The organism is Grimontia celer (assembly GCF_900055185.1).
GTDB classification, from domain to species: Bacteria; Pseudomonadota; Gammaproteobacteria; order Enterobacterales; family Vibrionaceae; genus Enterovibrio; species Enterovibrio celer.
In genome coordinates, this window is the sequence record NZ_FIZX01000001.1 from 2258492 (window position 1) to 2278547 (window position 20056).

Below are 20056 nucleotides of genomic sequence, written 5' to 3' on the forward strand. Positions count from 1 at the left end.
TCGGGAACATTATTTGCATTGAGTGGCTATATTCTCGCTTTATTGGCTAACCACCTTGCCGCTTTTTCAGCGATGTTATCTGGTCTAGCAATTTTTATACCTACTATTGGAAACCAAGGTTATGCGCAAAAGAATTATTAAGCCTCTCGTCGCTTGTATCGCGCTGGCATCGGCCTCTATCAACGCTGCATGGTACGAAGTGACTGGGATTAGCACGGTTTTAGAAAGCAAAGAGCAGGCAAGAGAACGAGCCTTGGAAGATGCCATATATCAGGCACTAAAATTCTCTGGGGCTGATATTGCCGGCCTGACAAGCGTCCGTCCTTACCTGAAAGAAGCGAAAGATGACTATCTTTTCAGCGGCGATGAAATTCGTCATATTCAGGTGCTTAAAGCGAAGGAGAAAGGCGGTGTCATGAAATTGACAGCGCGTATCGACATCTATCCGACGGCAAATGCTTGCCACAAGCATCAATACAAGAAAGGCTTGGTGTTGGGACGTTTTGATATTGTGTCCCCTCAACATGCAGCGTTAGGCGGCATTTTCCAGTTCGGGGACGACTTCACCGTTTTACTTCAGCGTCAATTTGAAACCCAAGCGCAGAGCTTTGTGGTTCAGGGCATTACCCCTTACTCCATTTCTCCCTCACAGCCTCACATGGCCACAATGGTGGCGGAAGATACTGGCGCACAATATCTGATGGTCGGCACTATCACTGACATGACAGCAACGATTGATCAGAAAGTGCTGAGAAGAGATCAAACCAACAGGCAGCTAGCTCTGTCTATCGATGTGATTGATGGAAAGTCCGGTGAAGTGATTTACCAGAATATCTACAGAGACATTGCCTCCTGGCCTTTTGAGCGTCACAGCAAAGTGGACACAAAAACAGCGCGTTTCTGGGCATCTCCTTACGGTGAGATGGCCCAGCGTATGAGCCGTAATATCCTGCTAGATCTTGAAAGCAACTTGGCATGCCGCGCCACGACTCCAGAGATCGTTTCAATCAATGGGCAAACCGGGCAAATCAATGCCGGACGTATTCATGGCGTGAAACATGGCGACGTGTTAGCGCTATGGCACAACGCTTCTTTCACCGACCAATACGGCATTCATCGTACACAGATGAAAAAGAGCGAGATAGGGCTCTCGGTAACCCGAGTCTATGAGAGCTCAGCAGAAGTCGCGGTCTCCCCGGTCGAGCTTGGCCCAAGCATTCAGATAGGCGATTTGGTAACCAAATACACTCAATAAGTCCTTTAAAGCCTTAACGTTACAGCACAATTGGGTATACTAATCATCCGGCGTTGATATTCTTCACATCAGCGCCAACGCTCCCATAGCTCAACAGGATAGAGCAGTCGCCTCCTAAGCGATCGATCGGGGTTCGAGTCCCTGTGGGAGCGCCATTTTTAATATCACCAACGCCACTAGTTCACTCCTTTTCTTCCAGCTTGTGTCAATTTACAGCCTTTTGCAGATATAAAAAAACGCCTGCAAGGCAGGCGTTTTTTGTCATTCAATTCGCAATCAATTATTTGATAGTGAAAGGAATTGTCAGAGTCACTTTGATGTCGCTCTCGTCTTGGAACAGGTTGGTATATGGTGCCCAGTTACCTGCATCCGTGTCGTTCACGTACTCGGTGTAGTACATGCCCAGGTTTGCACCTTGCAGCGCGCCGTTTTGGATTGCGTAGTTAGCAAATACACTACCTGCGTATTCGAACAGGTCATCTGCACCAGCTACATCAGTAGATGCCATACCGAATGCACCGCTGATACCTGCGCTGAAGCCAGGAGCACCCAGGTCAGTGAAGTCACGCGCTACAGAAGCAAACGCCGCAAATTCGCCGTCGTGGTTGAAGTCAGAACGGTTGTTCCACCAGATGTCGTAAGTACCGTTTGAGCCGCCGTATGCTTTAGTCAGACGGTAGGACATGTTACCAATCAAAGATGCATCTTTGTCTTCAGCAACGGTGTAAGTTGCTTCTGCACGAACATTGTACGCACCGAAAGATTTAGCAGAAAGGAACGCCAGCTGGAATGCAGTACTGTCAAACTGACCGTCATCCTCTACAACATACAGTTGTGGAGACAAGTACAGGCCGCCGTCAGTAGTGTACTTCACTTTAACGTGAGCGTTTTTACGGTCGCCATCAGTCAGGCCCGCGTAAGCAACGTCTAACAGAAGGCCGTTGTCAAAGGTGTAACGACCACCGATTGAGTACGCATCACCCGCATCAGTTTTACCGTCTGCTTCGCGGAAACCGTAAGTGTCTTTGAACCAAGGAGCCTTGTATTCAGTTGCGTAGACGAAACCTAGTTGCAGGTTATCTTGGTTGTAGCCAATTTCACCACCAGTGTAGCTACCCGCTGCGTATGACCAGTTCACACCAATCGCACCAGGTACGGAAGGTTGGAACCAACCAGCTTTCGCTGTCACGCTGTCGCCGAACTTAAATTTAGCAGCTGCAGTTTGCACAGCAACGCCATTGTCAGTACAGCCTGAATCCCATTCACCTTCACAGCCAGTGTTAGCATCTGGTTGCATGTCATATGGGTTGTTAACGTTCCAGAAGTTCATCTCATGGTCAGGGCTACCATTGTTGTATAGATCGAATGTGCTATACACGTTCAGATCCAAACCAGCAACGTCGCCAACATAGCCAGACGCGAAGCCCAGGTTCATCATTACTGAACCATGGTCTAGGTTAGTGGTTTTAGGTGTATCTTGACCGGTAGCTGAATCAAAGCCGCCACGAGTACGGTCGCGGAACCAAAAGTTAATGCCACCAGAGATAGATGAATCTTCAAAGAAGCCTTCAGCCTGAGCAGTCGGTGCAGTAATCATTGATGCGCCAGCGATTACACCTACAACCGCCATGCTCAGCATAGAGCGTTTAAACAGTTTTTCCATGGAATACTCCTAAAATTTCAATTTAAACCGATGGGGAGTTCGTCACTCTTAGTTGGCCGCCGAGAGCAACGACACCGGTGTATTTATTGATTTAATGTATCAACGAGTCGAAAGCTTAATTCGTAACGATAAAAAAAAAATCTGAGACTGCGGGAACTTTGAAACGCCTCAAAATTAAAATATAAAACAATATATAGTCATATATATCATTGACTTAGGTTAGTTAAAAAAACATAAAAAAGGCGCACTTTTTAGCTTTACCAGAGTGCATCTGATCCTGATCACGCAAACCAAAAGAAAAAGGAGCCTTATCCTCAAAAAGAGAAATAGATAAAGCGTCATATATTGATCTGATTCTCATTTCTTTCTGATGAAAATCACACTTATTCAACCTATCAGCAAAGAAAAAGCCCCTGAAGAAATCAGGGGCTCAATTGTTATGCGTCCAATTCTCGATTGTTGTTACTGAGCTTCACGCTGTGCGATAAACTCTAAAGCTTGTTTGATACGGGAAACAACACGAGCTTTACCAATCAGATCCATTACCGCATCAACGGATGGTGACTGACCCTGGCCTGTTACAGCAACACGAAGTGGCATACCCACTTTACCCATCCCTAACTCGAGCTCACTGCAAACGTCAGCGATAAGTTGGTGGAGGTTTTCAGTGTTCCACTCTTCAATAGACTCAGCTTTACTTAGTGCCAACTCTAAAGCTTCTTTTGCCACAGGACGAAGATGCTTTTTCGCTGCACCCGCTTCAAACTCTTCGAAGTCTTGATAAAAATAGCGACATTGTTCAGCCAATTCGATCAAAGTGTTACAGCGCTCACCAACAAGCTTTATCACATCAGTGATAGCCGGGCCGTTACTAACATCAATCTCTTTTGCATCAAGATGCCACTGCAGGTATTTCGCTACATAATCTGGCTCAGACGTCTTGATGTAATGATTGTTCAACCAAAGCAGTTTATCTGTGTTGAATGCAGATGCTGACTTACTAACCGATTCAAGATTAAACAACTGAATCATTTCATCTAGAGAGAAGATTTCCTGATCACCGTGAGACCATCCCAAGCGAACAAGGTAATTCAGCAGTGCCTGTGGAAGGTAACCGTCATCTCGGTACTGCATCACACTCACTGCGCCATGGCGTTTAGAGAGTTTTGCGCCGTCATCACCCAGAATCATTGAGCAATGTGCGAACTCTGGTACTGCCGCACCAATAGCTTTGTAAATGTTGATTTGGCGAGGAGTATTGTTGATGTGGTCTTCACCACGAACAACCTGAGTAATACCCATATCCCAGTCATCAATGACCACACAGAAATTGTATGTCGGGCTGCCATCTGTTCGGCGGATAATTAGATCATCTAACTCACTATTTGCGATTTCGATGCGACCACGGATTTTATCTTCAAAAACCACAGAGCCTTCTTTCGGATTGCGGAAACGAATACAAAACGGTGAATCTTCCGTTGCTGCTTCATTCGCTGCAACCACTTTAGGATGGTCTGCATCATAACGCGGCTTCACGCCCGCAGCCATTTGCTCTTCGCGGATTTCATCCAACAGTTCTTTTGGCGCATAGCATTTGTATGCTTTATCTTCTGCAAGTAATTGATCAACAACTTCGTTGTAACGATCAAAGCGCTTGGTTTGATAGTACGGTCCTTCATCCCAATCAAGTCCCAGCCACTCCATGCCTTCAATGATGGCATCGATAGCTTCTTGGGTTGAGCGCTCTAGGTCAGTGTCTTCGATACGAAGAACAAATTCACCACCAGTGTGTTTGGCACAGAGCCAAGAATACAGTGCAGTACGCGCACCACCTACATGCAAGAAGCCTGTTGGGCTTGGAGCAAAACGAGTTTTAACAGTCATGTTAATCCTATAACGTTCAGCGTGATTGAATAGAACGGAGGGATTTCCGATAGGGCGCTATTGTATGCTGTGAGCGCAGTCAGGACAACGTCTGAAAGTCTCTGGGCGACTGCCTTTCAAAAGGAAAATTAGGAATGAGAAATAGGAAAGCCCCGATCGGGACATCGGGGCTTTCAAAGCATATAGATGAGAAGGTTACATCTCATATTTATATGGGGCTGGTACTTCTCCGCCTCGGCCTCTGCAAAGAACGGGTGGCATCATTGTTGATTCTCCGTTAATAATGCATGGTCTTTCCCAAAGAGTCGGCCCTGCATTTGAGGTGCTAGCTTGAGACACTCCCACACCAGCAGCCATAACCACCGAAAACATCACAATTGTTTTTAAAATACGCATATTTCTTTCTCCTATTGCGTGATATTGCTCGCAATTTGAGAATAGAACAGGTTGTTTTTTTTGTGACAAAAATAAGAGCTTTTTTTTTCTATTCAAATCAGATGATTAATCTTAATCACCCACACAGCTCCCTGAATAATCGACAAGCACAAAAAAGCCCCCGCAAAAGCGAGGGCTTTTTGTTAAATATATCTCTTACAGGAAGTTGTAAGGGATGATTACTTGCAGACGGAAGTCTTGGCGAGCGTAATCAGAGTTGTCGTTCATGTCGCGCTCAAGGTGAGTCGCGTGGAAACGAATGGTAGAACCTTTCAGTGAACCATTTGGTACTGAGTAACCGATAGTACCGTTAACTGCGTACTCAGCGTCAAAACCAACTTGCTCTTCGCTGATGTCAGACAGAGCTACACCTGCGTAGGCAAACCAACCTTCACCCAGGTCGAAGTTGAAGCGGTTGTACCAAGCGATTTGGCTGTCTTGGTTCCAGTCAGACAGTGCATCCCACCACTGCTGCCAAGTACCGTTGTTCGAACCGTATGCACGAACAGTACGTGGAGAGAACTCTGCAGAGTTCTTAGTGTGAGTGTAACGAATTTGAGAGTCCCACTTCACATCACCCAGAGGCATTGCGAACTGGATACCATGGTGAGCACCAAGACCATCATAAGTAGACTTGTCGTTTACAGCGTAGATACCGTAACCCAGGCTCCAACCGTCAGCAGCGTAGTTAAACTTAGCTGCGTAAGAAGTAGAGCTATCGTCTGAGCCACCGTTTGCCAGGTTAGCTTGACCAACACCCAGGTCTACAGAAACATCACCAACAGCACCAACAAGACCTACAGAGTGAAGGAAGTCAAACGCTTGTTTTTCTTGTGGTGTTCTTTGAACAGTTTCCCACCAAGGTGCAGTGTGTTGATCTGCAAAACCATAGCCCAGAGTCCAACCGTTCAGGTCAACGAATGCTTTACCACCGCGGTAAGTACCTGGTACGAAAGACCAAACGTTACCGATGGTACCAACACCCATTTGGGTCAGGCCGATGTCACCGCGAATAGAATCAGTTTTAAACTTGATTGCAGCTTTAGTCGCCTTGAAAGTACCTTGAGTGTCTTGACCACCCCAGCCGTCACACAGAACGATTTCGTTACATGCGCCGTTGTTGTAAAGAGAACCACCCAGGTAACCACCAAGGTCAACACCAATCGCACCAGCATAACCAGATGAGAAGTTAACACCTAAGTTCCAATCGCTGTAGTTGAGGTTTTCAGTCCACTCAGCGTCTGCACCAATTTTACGGTGGCGGTAGCGCGTGTCAGAAACAACAACAGTCGACAAAGAAGCGCCTTCAAGAAACTCATTCAGTTTCTCTACGTACTGATCACCAGCTGCACTTTCAGTAGCAGCTTGTGTTGGCATTGCCGCAACACCTAGGATTGCTGCAGTCAAAGCAGACACTTTGAAAATGGTTGAACGTTTTTCCATGGAAAATAACTCCTAAAAGGGATTTTTCAGAATTCCGAATCATCGCCGTAATGGTTGGCCGCCGAAGCAATGACTCGTTTATTCGATTTTCTAAAACGGCTCAATTTCCCCGATTTAGATTTTTTGTTACCGATTGAACTCTCCCTCAACCGATGAGTCTCAGACTACTTTCAGCTGAAAAAACATCAACGAGAACTTTATTTGTTATTAAAAAAATATGACTCGGTGCAAAGTTCCATCCATGTTCGTGATCGAGATCCCTTATTTAGATAAATACATAAAAACAAAAACATAAAACATTTAAAAACAATAGCTTGACGGGGTTTTATTGGTGGTAAAAATACCAGAAAGACCGTATTGAGATCGTTATCACATATTCATTTTCGAGACGACGAAATGAATTTCCAGTCGTTTTAACGGCCAAATTTCACCTCGTGAAATATCTGAAATGGATCGCAAAAGCGCTTGGGGCGGGGCATAAAAAACGCCAGCATGATACTGGCGTTTGTGGATGATTTGTATTTAATGGATTAACGTGACAACAATCTCACCATTCCGTCTTCATCTAAAATTTCAATGCCAAGTTGCTGTGCTTTAGCCAACTTAGAGCCGGCTGCTTCACCTGCAATCAAAAGATCGGTTTTTGCAGAAACGCTTCCCGTTACTTTCGCACCTAACGCTTGAAGAGCTGCTTTTGCATCGTTGCGGGACATTTGCGATAGGGTTCCAGTCAATACAACGATTTTACCCGCCAATGGTTGTGGTTCATTTTCGTCTCGCTGTTCAATGGCAGGCCAATTAATACCACTTTCAAGCAATACATCAATAACGTCTTTGTTGTGCTCTTCATTAAAGAAGTTCACCACATGTTTAGCGACTATGACGCCCACATCCTGTACTTCGACTAACTGTTCTTCTGTCGCTTCACGAATCCCCTCGAACGTGAAGAAGTGGTTAGCCAGGTTTGCTGCCGTTGCCTCTCCTACTTCCCTGATGCCCAGAGAGTAAATAAATCGAGGCAGCGTGGTTTCTTTAGCTTTTGCCAGTGCATCCACGAGGTTTTGTGCAGATTTTGGTCCCATACGGTCGAGCATGGTCACTTGCCCTGCTGTGAGCTTGAACAAATCCGCGGGTGTGGTGATCAGTTCCTTCTCAATCAACTGCTCTACAATTTTGTCGCCAAGCCCATCGATATCCAGGGCTTTACGTGAAGAGAAATGCTTAATGGCCTCTTTGCGTTGTGCGCGGCAAATCAAACCGCCGGTACAACGAGTAACTGCTTCGCCTTCCACACGTTCAACGTGAGACTGGCAAACCGGACAAGCATCAGGGAATACCACGTCTTTTGCATCATCAGGGCGGCGGCTATCTACTACGCTAACGATTTGCGGGATCACATCACCAGCACGACGAATAATCACGGTATCGCCAACTTTTACGCCAAGACGCGCAATCTCATCCGCGTTATGCAATGTGGCATTGGAAACAGTTACGCCGCCAACAAACACAGGTTCAAGTTTGGCAACAGGCGTAATAGCACCAGTACGTCCAACCTGGAATTCGACATCTTGCAGTACCGTGATTTCTTCCTGAGCTGGGAATTTATAGGCAATGGCCCAGCGCGGGGCTCGGGCGACGAAACCCAAACGTTCTTGAGTGTCAATGGCGTCAACTTTGATCACCACACCGTCAATTTCATACGGCAAGTCATTGCGACGCGCGCCGATATCCTGATAGTAAGCTTTGACGTTTTCGATGCCTTCGACTTTTTTGACTTCCGGACTGAGTGGAATGCCCCAGATTTTCAGTTGTTCTAAACGACCGATATGGGAATCACCAAACGCTTCGGACATCACACCCACCGAGTAGGCATAGAAACGAAGGGGACGGGTTGCGGTAATTTTTGGATCTAGCTGACGAAGGCTTCCTGCCGCGGCATTGCGCGGATTCGCAAATGCTTTTTCACCTTTTTTGATGTTTTTTTCGTTAAGTTTTTCAAAGCCTTCCTTAGGCATGAAGACTTCGCCACGCACTTCCAAACGCTGAGGCCAGCCTTCCCCTTGAAGCTGCAAGGGAACATTGCGGATGGTACGGACATTGTGAGTAATGTTCTCACCTGTCGCACCGTCACCACGGGTAGCGGCTTGTACCAGAACACCATTCTCATACATCAAGCTCACTGCCAGACCATCCAGCTTAGGTTCACAGCTAAAGATGAAATCACCTGAGATGTTCAGCCTGTCCTTCATGCGCTTTTCAAACGCTTCAAGCTCTTCATCACCGAAGGCATTGTCGAGAGACAGCATTGGAATTTCGTGACGCACCTGTTCAAAGGCACCTAACGGCGCACCGCCAACACGCTGGCTTGGAGAATCTGCCGTCATCAACTCTGGATACTCGGCTTCTATCGCCAGCAGTTCTTGCATCATGCGGTCATATTCCGCATCCGGAAGTTCCGGTTTGTCTTCGACGTAGTAAAGGTGGCCGTGATAGTTAAGCTGCGTTTTCAGCGACTGCAGTTTTTGTTGAATTTCCGTGGTCATCAATGCTGCCTAGTTTGCTTCACCACTTTTTAGTGGCTTGGATATTGAGAATGTGCGCCAGTATACCCGAACTCCCACAAGGCGCGAAAATACCGCTTGTTGATAATGCATCCATGCGATTATGATGCTGTCAGATTTATCATTGAGTGACACCATGAAGGGTAACGCATTAAGACACAATGGCAGTTTGGGCACTTTGCTCGCGTTGCTGCTTGTCTTTTTTTCGCTGCCATCATTCGCGGCAGACTCTGTCGACACTAACAGCGATCACTCAAACTGTCTGGTGGTCACTCACCATGAAGCGCAAACGTCAGCACAAGATGCGCTCACTTCGTTAAATGCTGAGCACCGGGCGCCAGCCAAATCGCTCACACCTAGTTTATCCACTTTACTCAGAAACGGTTCCTGGCTGCCAGAAAGGCTTGCCAACACTGAACCTGAATATGAACTCGTTATCGAGCTGGCAAACGTTGCCACTTTGCTTGATTACTATCATTACGACGACACTTTCAGCCACTGGCACGACTGGACTCGCTCTCCCCCAGCGACCAGGCACCGTATCGCGGGCTGGAAAGATTCCAATCTGCAATACCGATTCATTTCTCAAGCTCAAGCCTGAACTTCAAATCCCAGCTGATTTCCATCGGCGAACTAAACACGTCCACGCAGTGGACTAAAGATTTGACGTATTTGCCGTAAATGTTTTGCGGTGACGAGCGAGAGCTATGCAAAAAACAACTCAAAAAAGAACAGGTCGAACGACCCTGTTAAATCACTATCCTGCATGGAAGTACGTGGTGCTTATCACCACCATCATCATCATGCTGTTCAGCGCCCTGCCGTCTTGGTTTGGCGAAAGTCCGGCTATCATGATTTCCCACAAAGGGAATACGCCATCGGCTGTCGCGATCAAAAGCATCTTGGATAACAAAGATGTCGACGTGACGCGTATTGACCAACAAGGCAACAAAACCACCGTGGTGCTGGGCAATGCATCCCAACAAAATGCGGCTAAGCAGATTTTGGCAAAACGTATGCCGGAAGATGACACCGTGACACTGGCCATGGTGCCAGCAGCACCAGCTTGGCTGCTGGAGATGGGATTCAAGCCAATCAAGCTTGGTCTAGACCTTCGCGGCGGTGTGCAATTCCTGCTGGATGTCGACATGCAGCAAGTTTTCCATGCTCATGCAACACAAGCCGCTGATGCGGTCCGCGAGCACGCGCGCGAGCTTCGCGTCCGTGGTGTGCGCGTTCAAGTTAATGGTGAAGGTGACTTAAAAATCGTTGCACCATCCAGTGCTTCTGAAGGCGAGCTGCGCCAATTCCTCCGCGAGCAATATCCGCAATGGGAAGTAAAAGGCAGCGGTGACAACACCCTGACCATGAGTTTGAAAGAAGCGGAAAAGCAAACGCTCACTAACCTAACTGTGCAACAGAACCTGCAAACCATGCGCTCTCGTATTGAGGAGCTCGGCATCACAGAAGCAGCAGTTCAACGTCAGGGCGAACACCGCATTCGCATCGAACTGCCAGGCGTTCAAGACCCAGCCGCCGCCAAAAACGTGATTGGCGCAACTGCAAGTCTTGCGTTCTATGAAGTGGTAAGTGATTACAAACCTGGCTCCATGGTAATCCCAGAGCAAAACGGTCGCCCGGTGCACGTTAACCGGAAACCGGTTCTGTCAGGTGAGCACATAGTCGATGCGCGCGCCAGCATGGGTGAAATGGGCATGCCGGAAGTGAACATTTCGCTGGATTCGACCGGCGGTAAAAAAATGTCTGACTTCTCAGCGCAGCATATCGGCAAACCTATGGCGACCGCTTACAGCGAATATAGCCGCAATGCAGAAGGTAAAACTGAGCAAGAAACGTCCATCATCAGCGTGGCGACCATTCAGTCCCAACTGGGTAACCGTTTCCGCATTACCGGCGTTGGCACCCTGCCTGAAGCACAGGATTTAGCGCTATTGCTGCGTGCAGGCTCTCTCACTGCACCAGTAACCATCGTTGAAGAACGCACCATTGGTCCTTCTTTAGGTGCAGAGAACATTCAAAACGGCTTTGCTGCGCTGGCAATGGGGATGGGCTTAACCCTTCTGTTTATGGCAGTGTGGTACCGCAAGCTTGGCTGGGTGGCAAACCTCGCCCTTGTCGTCAATATGGTGATGCTACTGGGTCTGATTGCCCTGCTTCCTGGCGCAGTACTCACGCTGCCAGGTATCGCTGGACTAGTGCTTACCGTCGGTATGGCGGTAGATACCAATGTCCTGATCTTCGAACGAATAAAAGAAAAAGTCCGTGAAGGAAGAAGCCTGGCTCAATCGATTGATTTGGGTTTCAGCAGTGCGTTTGCCACTATCCTCGACTCCAACATCACCACACTTATCTCAGCTGCAACCTTGTATGCCATTGGTAATGGCCCTATCCAAGGCTTTGCTCTGACATTGGGCTTAGGTTTGTTGACCAGTATGTTTACCGGAATCTTTGCGTCACGCGCTGTGATCAATCTGGTTTGGGGTAGAGATTCACGTCGCGGAGTGAGGGTATAACAATGATTACGATGAAAAACGCAACAAAACTTCGCCGTATTGGCAGCCTGATTTCCTGTGTGCTCATGGTGCTTTCTATTTTTACGTTGAGCACCAAAGGCCTCAATTTCGGTCTCGATTTTACCGGCGGTATGATCAGTGAAGTTCAATTGGACTCAACGCTAACTGCCAACCAAATTCAAGACAAACTGGAAGCTGCGCTCAAACAGCCTGTGACCGTGGTGTCAGCCGGAGAAGCTGGTGATTGGGTACTTCGTTACGCCGCACCGGAGAAATTGAGTGAACAGCCTGAGCTCAAGCCTATCCTTGAGTCTTTCTCACAAACTGTCGAGATGATTAACGTCAGTCTGGTCGGCCCACAAGTCGGTCAGGAACTGGCAGAGCAAGGTGGATTGGCTGTGCTTATTACTCTGCTGGTGATTCTGGGTTACCTGAGTTTCCGCTTCGAGTGGCGCTTGGCGTCAGGCGCACTCCTGGCACTGGTACATGATGTCGTTCTCCTGCTGGGCTTTTTCTCTATCACAGGGATGGAGTTCAATCTGACAGTATTGGCAGCACTCTTGGCCGTGCTGGGTTACTCGCTGAATGACTCCATCATTATCTCTGACCGGATCAGGGAACTGCTGAAAGCGAACGTGACCTTGCCAATCGCAGAGCTCAACAACCGCGCGATTGCTTCTACTATGTCCCGCACTCTCATCACCTCAGGAACCACACTGATTTCTGTTGGATCACTGTGGCTGTTGGGAGGAGAGCCGCTATATGGTTTCTCCATCACTATGTTTATCGGTATTGTCGCCGGCACCTGGTCAACCATGACGGTCGCGACCATTATTCCGGAAATGACGAATCTGCGTCCTGAACATTACATGCCAACACCTGTGTCTGACGCACCATAAAGCCTTAAATTCCAAGCCCGCTTCTGCGGGCTTTTTATTTTCAGCCGCTAGGGGCTGTTGATCTTTGGTGGTTAAGTTTTGTTCTCGCTATAAGCGTTTTAGGCGCGGCGAGGTGTGTGCCGCCTAGTCATTCTAAGCAAATACACCTCAACAAAGCATAAAACGCTTAGAGCAGAACCCTTCGGGCAGCGTTTGTGGGGAATTTCTGCTGCGTTATCAGCGTCTCATGTAGGCTAGCTACACATCGAAGCTTCTGCCTTGCATAAAATCCCCACAAACTGCTGCAAAAATCATCACCAAAGGTCAACAGCCCCTAGATTTAGGTCTTTTTAGGAAAATCCAGTGAACTCTGATTTGGTTTGCTCACTCAAAGAATGGCAGCACAACTTGCAATCGAGCTTGAAGCTCAACAGAATGCTTTCAGAAATCAGGAGACATGTTTTAGGCAATGCAGACAAAATCGGCAAAACTTCGTGCGCAGTGGGCGCTCACCTTTATCTGGTGGGTCGTGTTCGTGTGCCTGTCGCAAAATGCCGGGTTGTTTAACGTATGCCCACAGAAAAATCTCAATGCCTCAGAGCTTTCACAAGAAATCACACAGATAAAAGACAGTGCCGCTGCCGGTGATTGCGAGTTAACAGAACAACTTTTGTCCTCATCCAAAATTGGCTGGGAAGATATCACGCTGTCACTGTTTGTTTGGGTCTTGCTGTTCGTTGGCTTTCTGCCGTTAATACGTATAAAAACCGACGCTCAAACGGAGCCGATACACTCCCCCTACCGTTTACATCTAAAACTCTGCGTATTCCGAGAATAAGCCAATCGACTTTCACCCAGTTTCGATTGAATTATTTTAGGAATGGTAATGAAAAACACTTCAAGATTTTTTAAACAAGCACAATGGCTGATTGGCATTTTGTTGCTTGTTCTGTGGGCAATGGTTCCCGCACACGCCCAGACACCGGATACCGGATGGCTGACAAACCCTGCTCATCCACCGGTCAAAGCCCGCGTTGCGCTGACTGGCAATGTCAATGAATCAACCAACGCCGTTGAAGGCTTTATGGAAATTAACCTCTCCGGTGACTGGAAAACCTACTGGCGCTCCCCCGGAGAAGGCGGCATTGCGCCAAGTCTAAATTGGCAAGCATCAGACAACGTCAAAGATGTGGACTGGCAATGGCCAGCTCCACAACGCTTCGATTTGTTAGGTATTGATACGCTGGGCTACACAGGCGATATCATTTTTCCCATCACGCTATACGTTGATGACATCAACAAACCAGCAAACTTTGCAGGTACGTTAACGGTCTCTTCCTGTACCACAGTGTGTGTGCTCACCGACTACGAGTTTGAACTGGCATTTACACCAGACAATCTAAAACCCAACGCAAAGTTGCTGCACACGCATGCGCAGGCCGCTAGCCAAGTCCCTAAAGCATCACCTCAACTGAAAAATATCAGCGCGGTATGGGATGATACAAAACAGCAACTGCAAGTTTCCGCAAATAAAGCTGTCGATTGGCAATCACCCGACATCATTGTTGATGGCAGTTCAGACGCACTAACCGATGTGGCTTTTTCTGTGCCGACAATTTCAGTGAATGGCGAGACCATCACCGCTACCTACTCCGCCAGCAGTTGGATGGGAAAACCTGCGCTGGCAGATGAAGCGATAAAGCTCACCTTTATTGATAAGGATTTTCTGGCTGAGCAGGAAATCTCGGCAAAGGCGGGAACCATTGTTGAGTCAGTACCCGACTTTTCCTTTGCGTCTGCCATTGCCTTCGCGCTGCTAGGCGGGCTTATTCTTAATATCATGCCTTGTGTGTTGCCGGTGCTTGGCCTAAAAATGAGCACCGTGATTACCGCTCAGGGTCTGGAGAAAGTACAAATACGGAAACAATTTCTTGCCTCAGCTGCGGGTATCTTGTTTTCATTTTGGCTACTCGCTGCCTTCCTGCTCACCCTCAAACTCACTGGTAACGCGATCGGTTGGGGCATTCAATTCCAAAGCCCGATGTTTATCGGTGTGATGGTGGCGATTACGACGCTGTTTGCTGCCAACATGTTGGGATTATTCGAGATCAGGCTGCCCTCTTCGGCGAATACCTGGTTGGCAGCCCGTGGCGATAACTCCTATGTAGGGCACTTTACCCAGGGTATGTTTGCTACATTACTTGCTACCCCATGCTCTGCACCGTTTCTTGGTACCGCGGTTGCGTTTGCTCTAACCGCATCAACACCAACCCTGTTTGCGATTTTCTCCGCGCTAGCTGTCGGTATGGCGCTGCCTTGGTTGCTCGTTGCCGCAATGCCTTCCCTAGCAACGAAATTGCCAAAGCCAGGCGCATGGATGAACCGAGTGAAGTGGTTATTTGGCTTTATGATGCTTGCAACCAGCGTCTGGCTACTGACATTGCTGGCCAATCATTTATCGCTGCTTTGGCTTATCATCCTGAGCTTTATCGTCATTGCCTTTTTCATCACCAGAACCCACAAAGTTCACGGTAAGAAAACAGCAGTAATCGTCAGTGGCGTGGGCATTTTGCTGACGGCTGTAACGCTGGTAATTGCAAGCCTTACAGCCTCTAAATGGGTGACGCCTCTGCCACCTGATTTAGCGTGGCAAAAGCTCGATGAATCGCGGATAGCGCAAGAAGTGAATGCAGGAAACACCGTGTTTGTGGATGTCACTGCAGATTGGTGTATCACCTGTAAAGCGAACAAAATCGGTGTTTTACTGCAAGAGCCCGTCTACTCCAGACTTCAGGCGGAAGATATGGTGACATTCCAGGGTGATTGGACTTCTCCCAACGGTTATGTGACCGACTATCTGCGTAAATACGGCCGCTATGGTGTGCCTTTTAATATTGTTTATGGCCCAGCAGCACCAGAAGGCATCCCGCTTCCTGTCGTGCTGTCGAGTGAAGATGTCATTCGTGCCATCAATCATGCTAAAGGAGGTTGAAACCATGGACACTCCAAAAGACAAGAGTAAATGGAAACAGCCCGGATTCTGGATAAAGGAAATCCTGACACTGGTGATCTTGTTTTCCGTTGTTTCATTCGCTGTGGATCTTTGGCGCAGTCAGGACATGCCGAACGAGCAGTTGCCAAATGCTGCCTTACAGGATCTTTCAGGTGAAACCATAGATTTGGTCGCGCTAAGTGAAGACAAGCCCGTGGTTTTGTACTTTTGGGCCACATGGTGTGGCGCATGCAAATTTGTGACGCCAACCGTGGATTGGTTAGCGGAAGATCATGAGGTCGTCTCTGTTGCGATCACTTCAGGCTCAAATGATCGTGTTTCCGCCTACCTTCAACATCACGACCTCAAATTCGCCACCATCAATGATGAGCGAGGATCTTTGTCCGGTATGTGGGGCGTGCGCGCGACACCAACCATAGTGATTGTTAAAGACGGCAAAATCACATCTATTACCACCGGCATCACCACACCACCCGGTTTATTGGCTCGCCTTTGGTTTGCCTAACGCATTCGAGATTTGGATACATCATGAAAAATACAATGACTTCCCTGCTTGCACTGATTTTTTTAGTGCTCTCTGCGCAGGCTTTCGCTGAAAAAAACACCCTGACCATGGACCAGGAAAACAAGCTTTCCGACATTGTCACCATGCTTGAAAACCACCCTGCGCTTATTCCAGGGCTTCACCAAAGCTTGTCCGCATATCTGTCTCAACAGCAGCAGTTTGATGCGGTTTTAAAGGAAAACCACGCCTACCTCTATGACAATCCCGCACATCCACAGTTTGGCGGCAAAGACGCAGAGCTGGTGATCATCAATTTTACCGATTACAGCTGTCCTTTCTGTAAAAAGCTGGATCCCGTGCTCCACGAAATTGCCAAGAATAATCCGGCAGTCAGAGTCGTCAACATTCTGGTTCCCTTGAAAGAAATGCATGGCTTACTGCCCGACGTCAATTCGGCAACTCTCGCGATCAACGTTTGGAACCACGATAGAGACAACTATCTGGATGTTCACCAGTTGCTATTGAAGAAGCCAAGCGCACACGACCTGCGCTCGGTGAAACGCGTAGCGAAGGAAACAGGTACTGATAGGTTTGCAGAAAACGATGCTCAAACAGGTGAAATGCTGGAAAAAAACTATCAGCTTTTCAGTCAGCTTGGACTTCGCGGCACACCCGCTATGATCATCGGCGATCAAGTCGTTCCGGGCTATCTGCCTGAAGATAAACTGCAGGCGATCATCAACCAACATCTGGAAAATTAAACGCCTCTGAGAAATACCTCTCAAACAAAAGTGCCTGGCTCTCGATTAGTGATATGTATTCCTGATCAAGCTGGGCATTTTTCATATCTATGAAAAATCGAAAAACCTTTTTCGAGCCACCTTTAATTTGTAGAAACCGACAAAATCCCGCCGCCTAATTTTCAATCAAATCAGTGTGTAATAACAAAAAAGCAACAAAAACAACCAACACTGAGAGGAAACAACATGTTACGTACTCGACTACTCCCTTTGGTGGCAGTGGTATCGGCGACAATACCTCAACTCGCCTTTGCACACGGCTATATGGACTACCCACCTGCACGTCAGGAAATTTGTGACAGTGACGGTGGCTACTGGGAATCAACGGATGGCTCAACTATCCCGAACGCCGCTTGTCGCGCTGCTTTTAAAGAGTCTGGCTGGTATCCATTTGTGCAAAAGCCGGAGTTTGCCAAACTCGTTTCTGATTTCACCAATCAAGCAGCTGTAGAAGCGGGCGTACCAGATGGCGCGCTGTGTTCTGCGGGTGACCCGAAAAAAGCCGGTATCGACATTCCTTCTTCTGAATGGCAAGCCACACCGATTGACCCAAGCTTGAACGGTAAACTGACTCTGCTATACCGTGCATCAACGCCCCACAACCCAAGCTTCTGGAAGTTCTACCTCTCAAATGCCGCCTACAACTCGGCAACTGATGCATTGAAATGGTCAGATCTGGATTTGATCGCTGAGTTTGGCAATGTACCCGTTGTGGTAATCAACGAGAAAAAGTACTACCAAATGACTATTACCCTGCCAACCGACCGCACTGGCAACGCAGTGCTTTATTCACGCTGGCAGCGCGATGACCCAGCAGGCGAAGGCTTCTACAACTGTTCAGACGTCAGCTTTGGTGGCGACATCGTTGTTCCAACATGGCAAAGCCTTGGTGCAGCAGTTAAAGCAACTGACAACGCCAATAGTGGAGACACCGTCTGGTTCCGTGTTTTCGATGGAAGTGGGACAGAAACCGTGTTCGAAAAGCTCGCTATTGACGTGACCAACCAAGACGAAGCGGTTTGGGCAGCTCAGTTAGCAGATATCATCAATAATGGTTCGACCGGTGTTCGCCTCGGTAAACTCTCACAAGACGGTTTGGTGTCTTGGGACAACGCCGATCTTTACGGCAATCTGGTTTACGTGAAAGACCAAAGCGCTACCTTCCAGCTCGATATCAAACGGGAAGTCTTGAACAACGCGCCAGTTCTCAACGTTCCACTAACGGTGAATGTAGAAAGCGGTCAATCGACTCAAATTGCTGTTTCAGCAACAGATGCTGACAACGATGCACTGACATTTAGTGCCAGCCAAGGCACTGTGACAGTCACAGGCAATGATGCAACCATCGGTTACATTGCGCCAGCAACCACTACCGACCTCAACGATACGATTACTGTGACAGTCACTGACGGCACAGCGAGTTCTCAGGCTGTGATCAGTGTAAACGTTAAAGGCAGCGGTGGTACGGGCGGTGAAACAAACTGGGATGCTAATTCAACCTATCTGGCTGGCGATAAAGTGACACACTTTGGCGTGACGTACACGGCACAGTGGTGGAACAAAGGTGAGGAGCCGGGAACGTCTTCTGCGTGGGTCGCGGACAAAGGTGCTGGTGACCAAGCCTGGAGCAAAGATATTGCCTACAGCAGCGGCGATACTGTGGTTTATGAAACGAAAACCTACAAAGCCAAATGGTGGACCAAAGGCGATCTACCAAAGAATGGCGGGCCTTGGACGGAAGTGAAGTAACACACGCTACCAATGTAGCTGATATAAAAAACGCCCCTGAAGGGGCGTTTTTCTTTGTCTTGTCAGATTCAATCAGGCGTGTGCGTGAAACTGCTTAATTTTATCGCGGTAACCATCAAGACGCTGTGGTGTCATCATATTGCGGTTATCGTCTGTCACCAGACCACCAAGCTGATCAGCAACTTGTTGGGCAGTTTGAAGCATGAGCTTAAAGTTCTGCTCGGCTTCACCGTAACAAGGCAACGTCATAAACAAGGTAATACCCGGTGTGGTGAACTGATGAATCGTTGCCAGCGGGAAGCTACCTGGGTTAAACATGTTTGCTGCGCTGAACAAAACTTTGCCTGTACCAGCCAAATCAGCATGACGATGGAAAATTTCCATCTCACCGAAAATCATACCGTGCTGTTCAAGGCAGTTAATCAGCTCTTCGCCATCAAACTCACTGTTGTTGGCAGCCTGCACATTCATGATCAACACTTGTTGCTCAGGCTCTTTCGGTGCTTCCTCTTCAACCTCTACCGCTTCTTCTGAAACAGTATCAGTCGCCTCTTTCTCTTCAGCCAACGGCGCAATAGCCTCTGACTGTGCAATCACTGGTTCAGCAATCGTCTCAGAAAAAGCGCTCTCTTCCTCAGGCGTTTGAATAGATTGCACGGGAGAATCAACAACCTTATCAGCCTCTTCCGAATCTGCTGCTGAAAAGACCGGTAATGGCAAATCGTCTTCTTTTTCCTTTGCAGGCATTTCTTCTGTCTGTCCTGCAAATAAAGGATCGACGTCCGGCTTTTCACCGAAGTTGAGACCTGGCTCTTTGCGCTCTGTTTTTGGCTTTTCATTGCTACCCGCCTTGATCACGCGGACTGAGCCAATACCGTCCTGATCAAAACCAGTTTCGTCCTTTTCCCTTAACTTACCAATTGGCTTTTCACCAAATTTCGCGGGCTTTTCCTTACGGCTTGTCCACAAGCCATGAAGCAACAACGCGGCGATAGCCACCGCACCCAAAATGATTAAAACAAGGCGCAATTCCTGCATCATTTAATCTCAGCATTTATCCAATTAACGACGAGAGTCCGCAAGCGGTTGTGACCTATCTAAACACCTTGGTACAACCTTTGGCAATGTCGCACATACAAATTGCTGACTACTGTACCAAAAAGCGTATGAAAGTTAACGTCCATACCGCGAGAACACTGAAAAAGTCACTGTTATGACAGCGAAAACACGCACAATGCGCATATTAAACAGGTTCCACTGAGCTGTTTGACAATGGCTGAGTTCAATAATTCACCAGTGGCGTAAATTGCCATTATCTGGTCTTAGACGTTAACAT

General features: G+C 47.8%; 14 protein-coding genes and 1 tRNA gene. 10 read left to right on the forward strand and 5 right to left on the reverse strand.

The window, feature by feature from the left end; genetic code table 11:
- Window positions 1–121: 121 nt before the first annotated feature.
- Window positions 122–1255: a flagella assembly protein FlgT gene (locus GCE9029_RS09960; protein WP_062663022.1), complete on the forward strand. Its 1134-nt coding sequence runs from the start codon at window positions 122–124 to the stop codon at window positions 1253–1255.
- 79 nt (window positions 1256–1334) lie between these two features.
- Window positions 1335–1410: transfer RNA gene (locus GCE9029_RS09965), tRNA-Arg, on the forward strand.
- A gap of 125 nt (window positions 1411–1535) precedes the next feature.
- Here the strand turns inward: GCE9029_RS09965 and GCE9029_RS09970 are convergent.
- The 4 genes from GCE9029_RS09970 to ligA all read right to left on the reverse strand — a co-directional run bounded on the left by GCE9029_RS09970 (window position 1536) and on the right by ligA (window position 9223).
- Window positions 1536–2918 (reverse strand): OprD family outer membrane porin, encoded by a 1383-nt coding sequence (locus GCE9029_RS09970; protein WP_062663023.1) that lies wholly within the window; start codon window positions 2916–2918, stop codon window positions 1536–1538.
- Between the two features lie 462 nt (window positions 2919–3380).
- Window positions 3381–4802 (reverse strand): glutamate--tRNA ligase, encoded by a 1422-nt coding sequence (gltX, locus tag GCE9029_RS09975; RefSeq protein WP_062663024.1) that lies wholly within the window; start codon window positions 4800–4802, stop codon window positions 3381–3383.
- A gap of 591 nt (window positions 4803–5393) precedes the next feature.
- The gene (locus tag GCE9029_RS09980; RefSeq protein ID WP_062663025.1) at window positions 5394–6680 is read right to left on the reverse strand and encodes a hypothetical protein; all 1287 of its coding nucleotides are present in this window, start codon (window positions 6678–6680) and stop codon (window positions 5394–5396) included.
- A 530-nt stretch (window positions 6681–7210) separates the two neighbouring features.
- The gene (ligA, locus tag GCE9029_RS09985; RefSeq protein ID WP_062663026.1) at window positions 7211–9223 is read right to left on the reverse strand and encodes an NAD-dependent DNA ligase LigA; all 2013 of its coding nucleotides are present in this window, start codon (window positions 9221–9223) and stop codon (window positions 7211–7213) included.
- A gap of 121 nt (window positions 9224–9344) precedes the next feature.
- On the opposite strand from ligA, the gene GCE9029_RS09990 reads away from it, so the two are divergent.
- The 8 genes from GCE9029_RS09990 (at window position 9345) to GCE9029_RS10025 (ending at window position 18720) form a co-directional block, all read left to right on the forward strand.
- Window positions 9345–9842 (forward strand): hypothetical protein, encoded by a 498-nt coding sequence (locus tag GCE9029_RS09990; protein ID WP_231870066.1) that lies wholly within the window; start codon window positions 9345–9347, stop codon window positions 9840–9842.
- A gap of 106 nt (window positions 9843–9948) precedes the next feature.
- Window positions 9949–11775: a protein translocase subunit SecD gene (gene secD, locus GCE9029_RS09995; protein ID WP_082804310.1), complete on the forward strand. Its 1827-nt coding sequence runs from the start codon at window positions 9949–9951 to the stop codon at window positions 11773–11775.
- A 2-nt stretch (window positions 11776–11777) separates the two neighbouring features.
- On the forward strand, window positions 11778–12674 hold the full coding sequence (gene secF, locus GCE9029_RS10000) for a protein translocase subunit SecF (protein ID WP_002537927.1): 897 nt from the start codon (window positions 11778–11780) through the stop codon (window positions 12672–12674).
- A gap of 448 nt (window positions 12675–13122) precedes the next feature.
- Window positions 13123–13491: a hypothetical protein gene (locus tag GCE9029_RS10005; protein WP_062663029.1), complete on the forward strand. Its 369-nt coding sequence runs from the start codon at window positions 13123–13125 to the stop codon at window positions 13489–13491.
- A 48-nt stretch (window positions 13492–13539) separates the two neighbouring features.
- A complete protein-coding gene (locus GCE9029_RS10010; protein ID WP_062663030.1) occupies window positions 13540–15645 on the forward strand; it encodes a protein-disulfide reductase DsbD family protein in 2106 nt (701 codons plus the stop codon).
- 4 nt (window positions 15646–15649) lie between these two features.
- Complete coding sequence (locus tag GCE9029_RS10015) at window positions 15650–16171, forward strand: protein disulfide oxidoreductase (protein ID WP_062663031.1); 522 nt, start codon at window positions 15650–15652, stop codon at window positions 16169–16171.
- 23 nt (window positions 16172–16194) lie between these two features.
- The gene (locus GCE9029_RS10020) at window positions 16195–16932 is read left to right on the forward strand and encodes a DsbA family protein (protein WP_062663032.1); all 738 of its coding nucleotides are present in this window, start codon (window positions 16195–16197) and stop codon (window positions 16930–16932) included.
- Window positions 16933–17157: 225 nt separating this feature from the next.
- On the forward strand, window positions 17158–18720 hold the full coding sequence (locus GCE9029_RS10025; protein ID WP_062663033.1) for a lytic polysaccharide monooxygenase: 1563 nt from the start codon (window positions 17158–17160) through the stop codon (window positions 18718–18720).
- 72 nt (window positions 18721–18792) lie between these two features.
- Here GCE9029_RS10025 and zipA read toward each other — a convergent pair whose 3' ends face one another.
- A complete protein-coding gene (zipA, locus tag GCE9029_RS10030; protein ID WP_062663034.1) occupies window positions 18793–19761 on the reverse strand; it encodes a cell division protein ZipA in 969 nt (322 codons plus the stop codon).
- Between the last annotated feature and the right edge of the window lie 295 nt (window positions 19762–20056).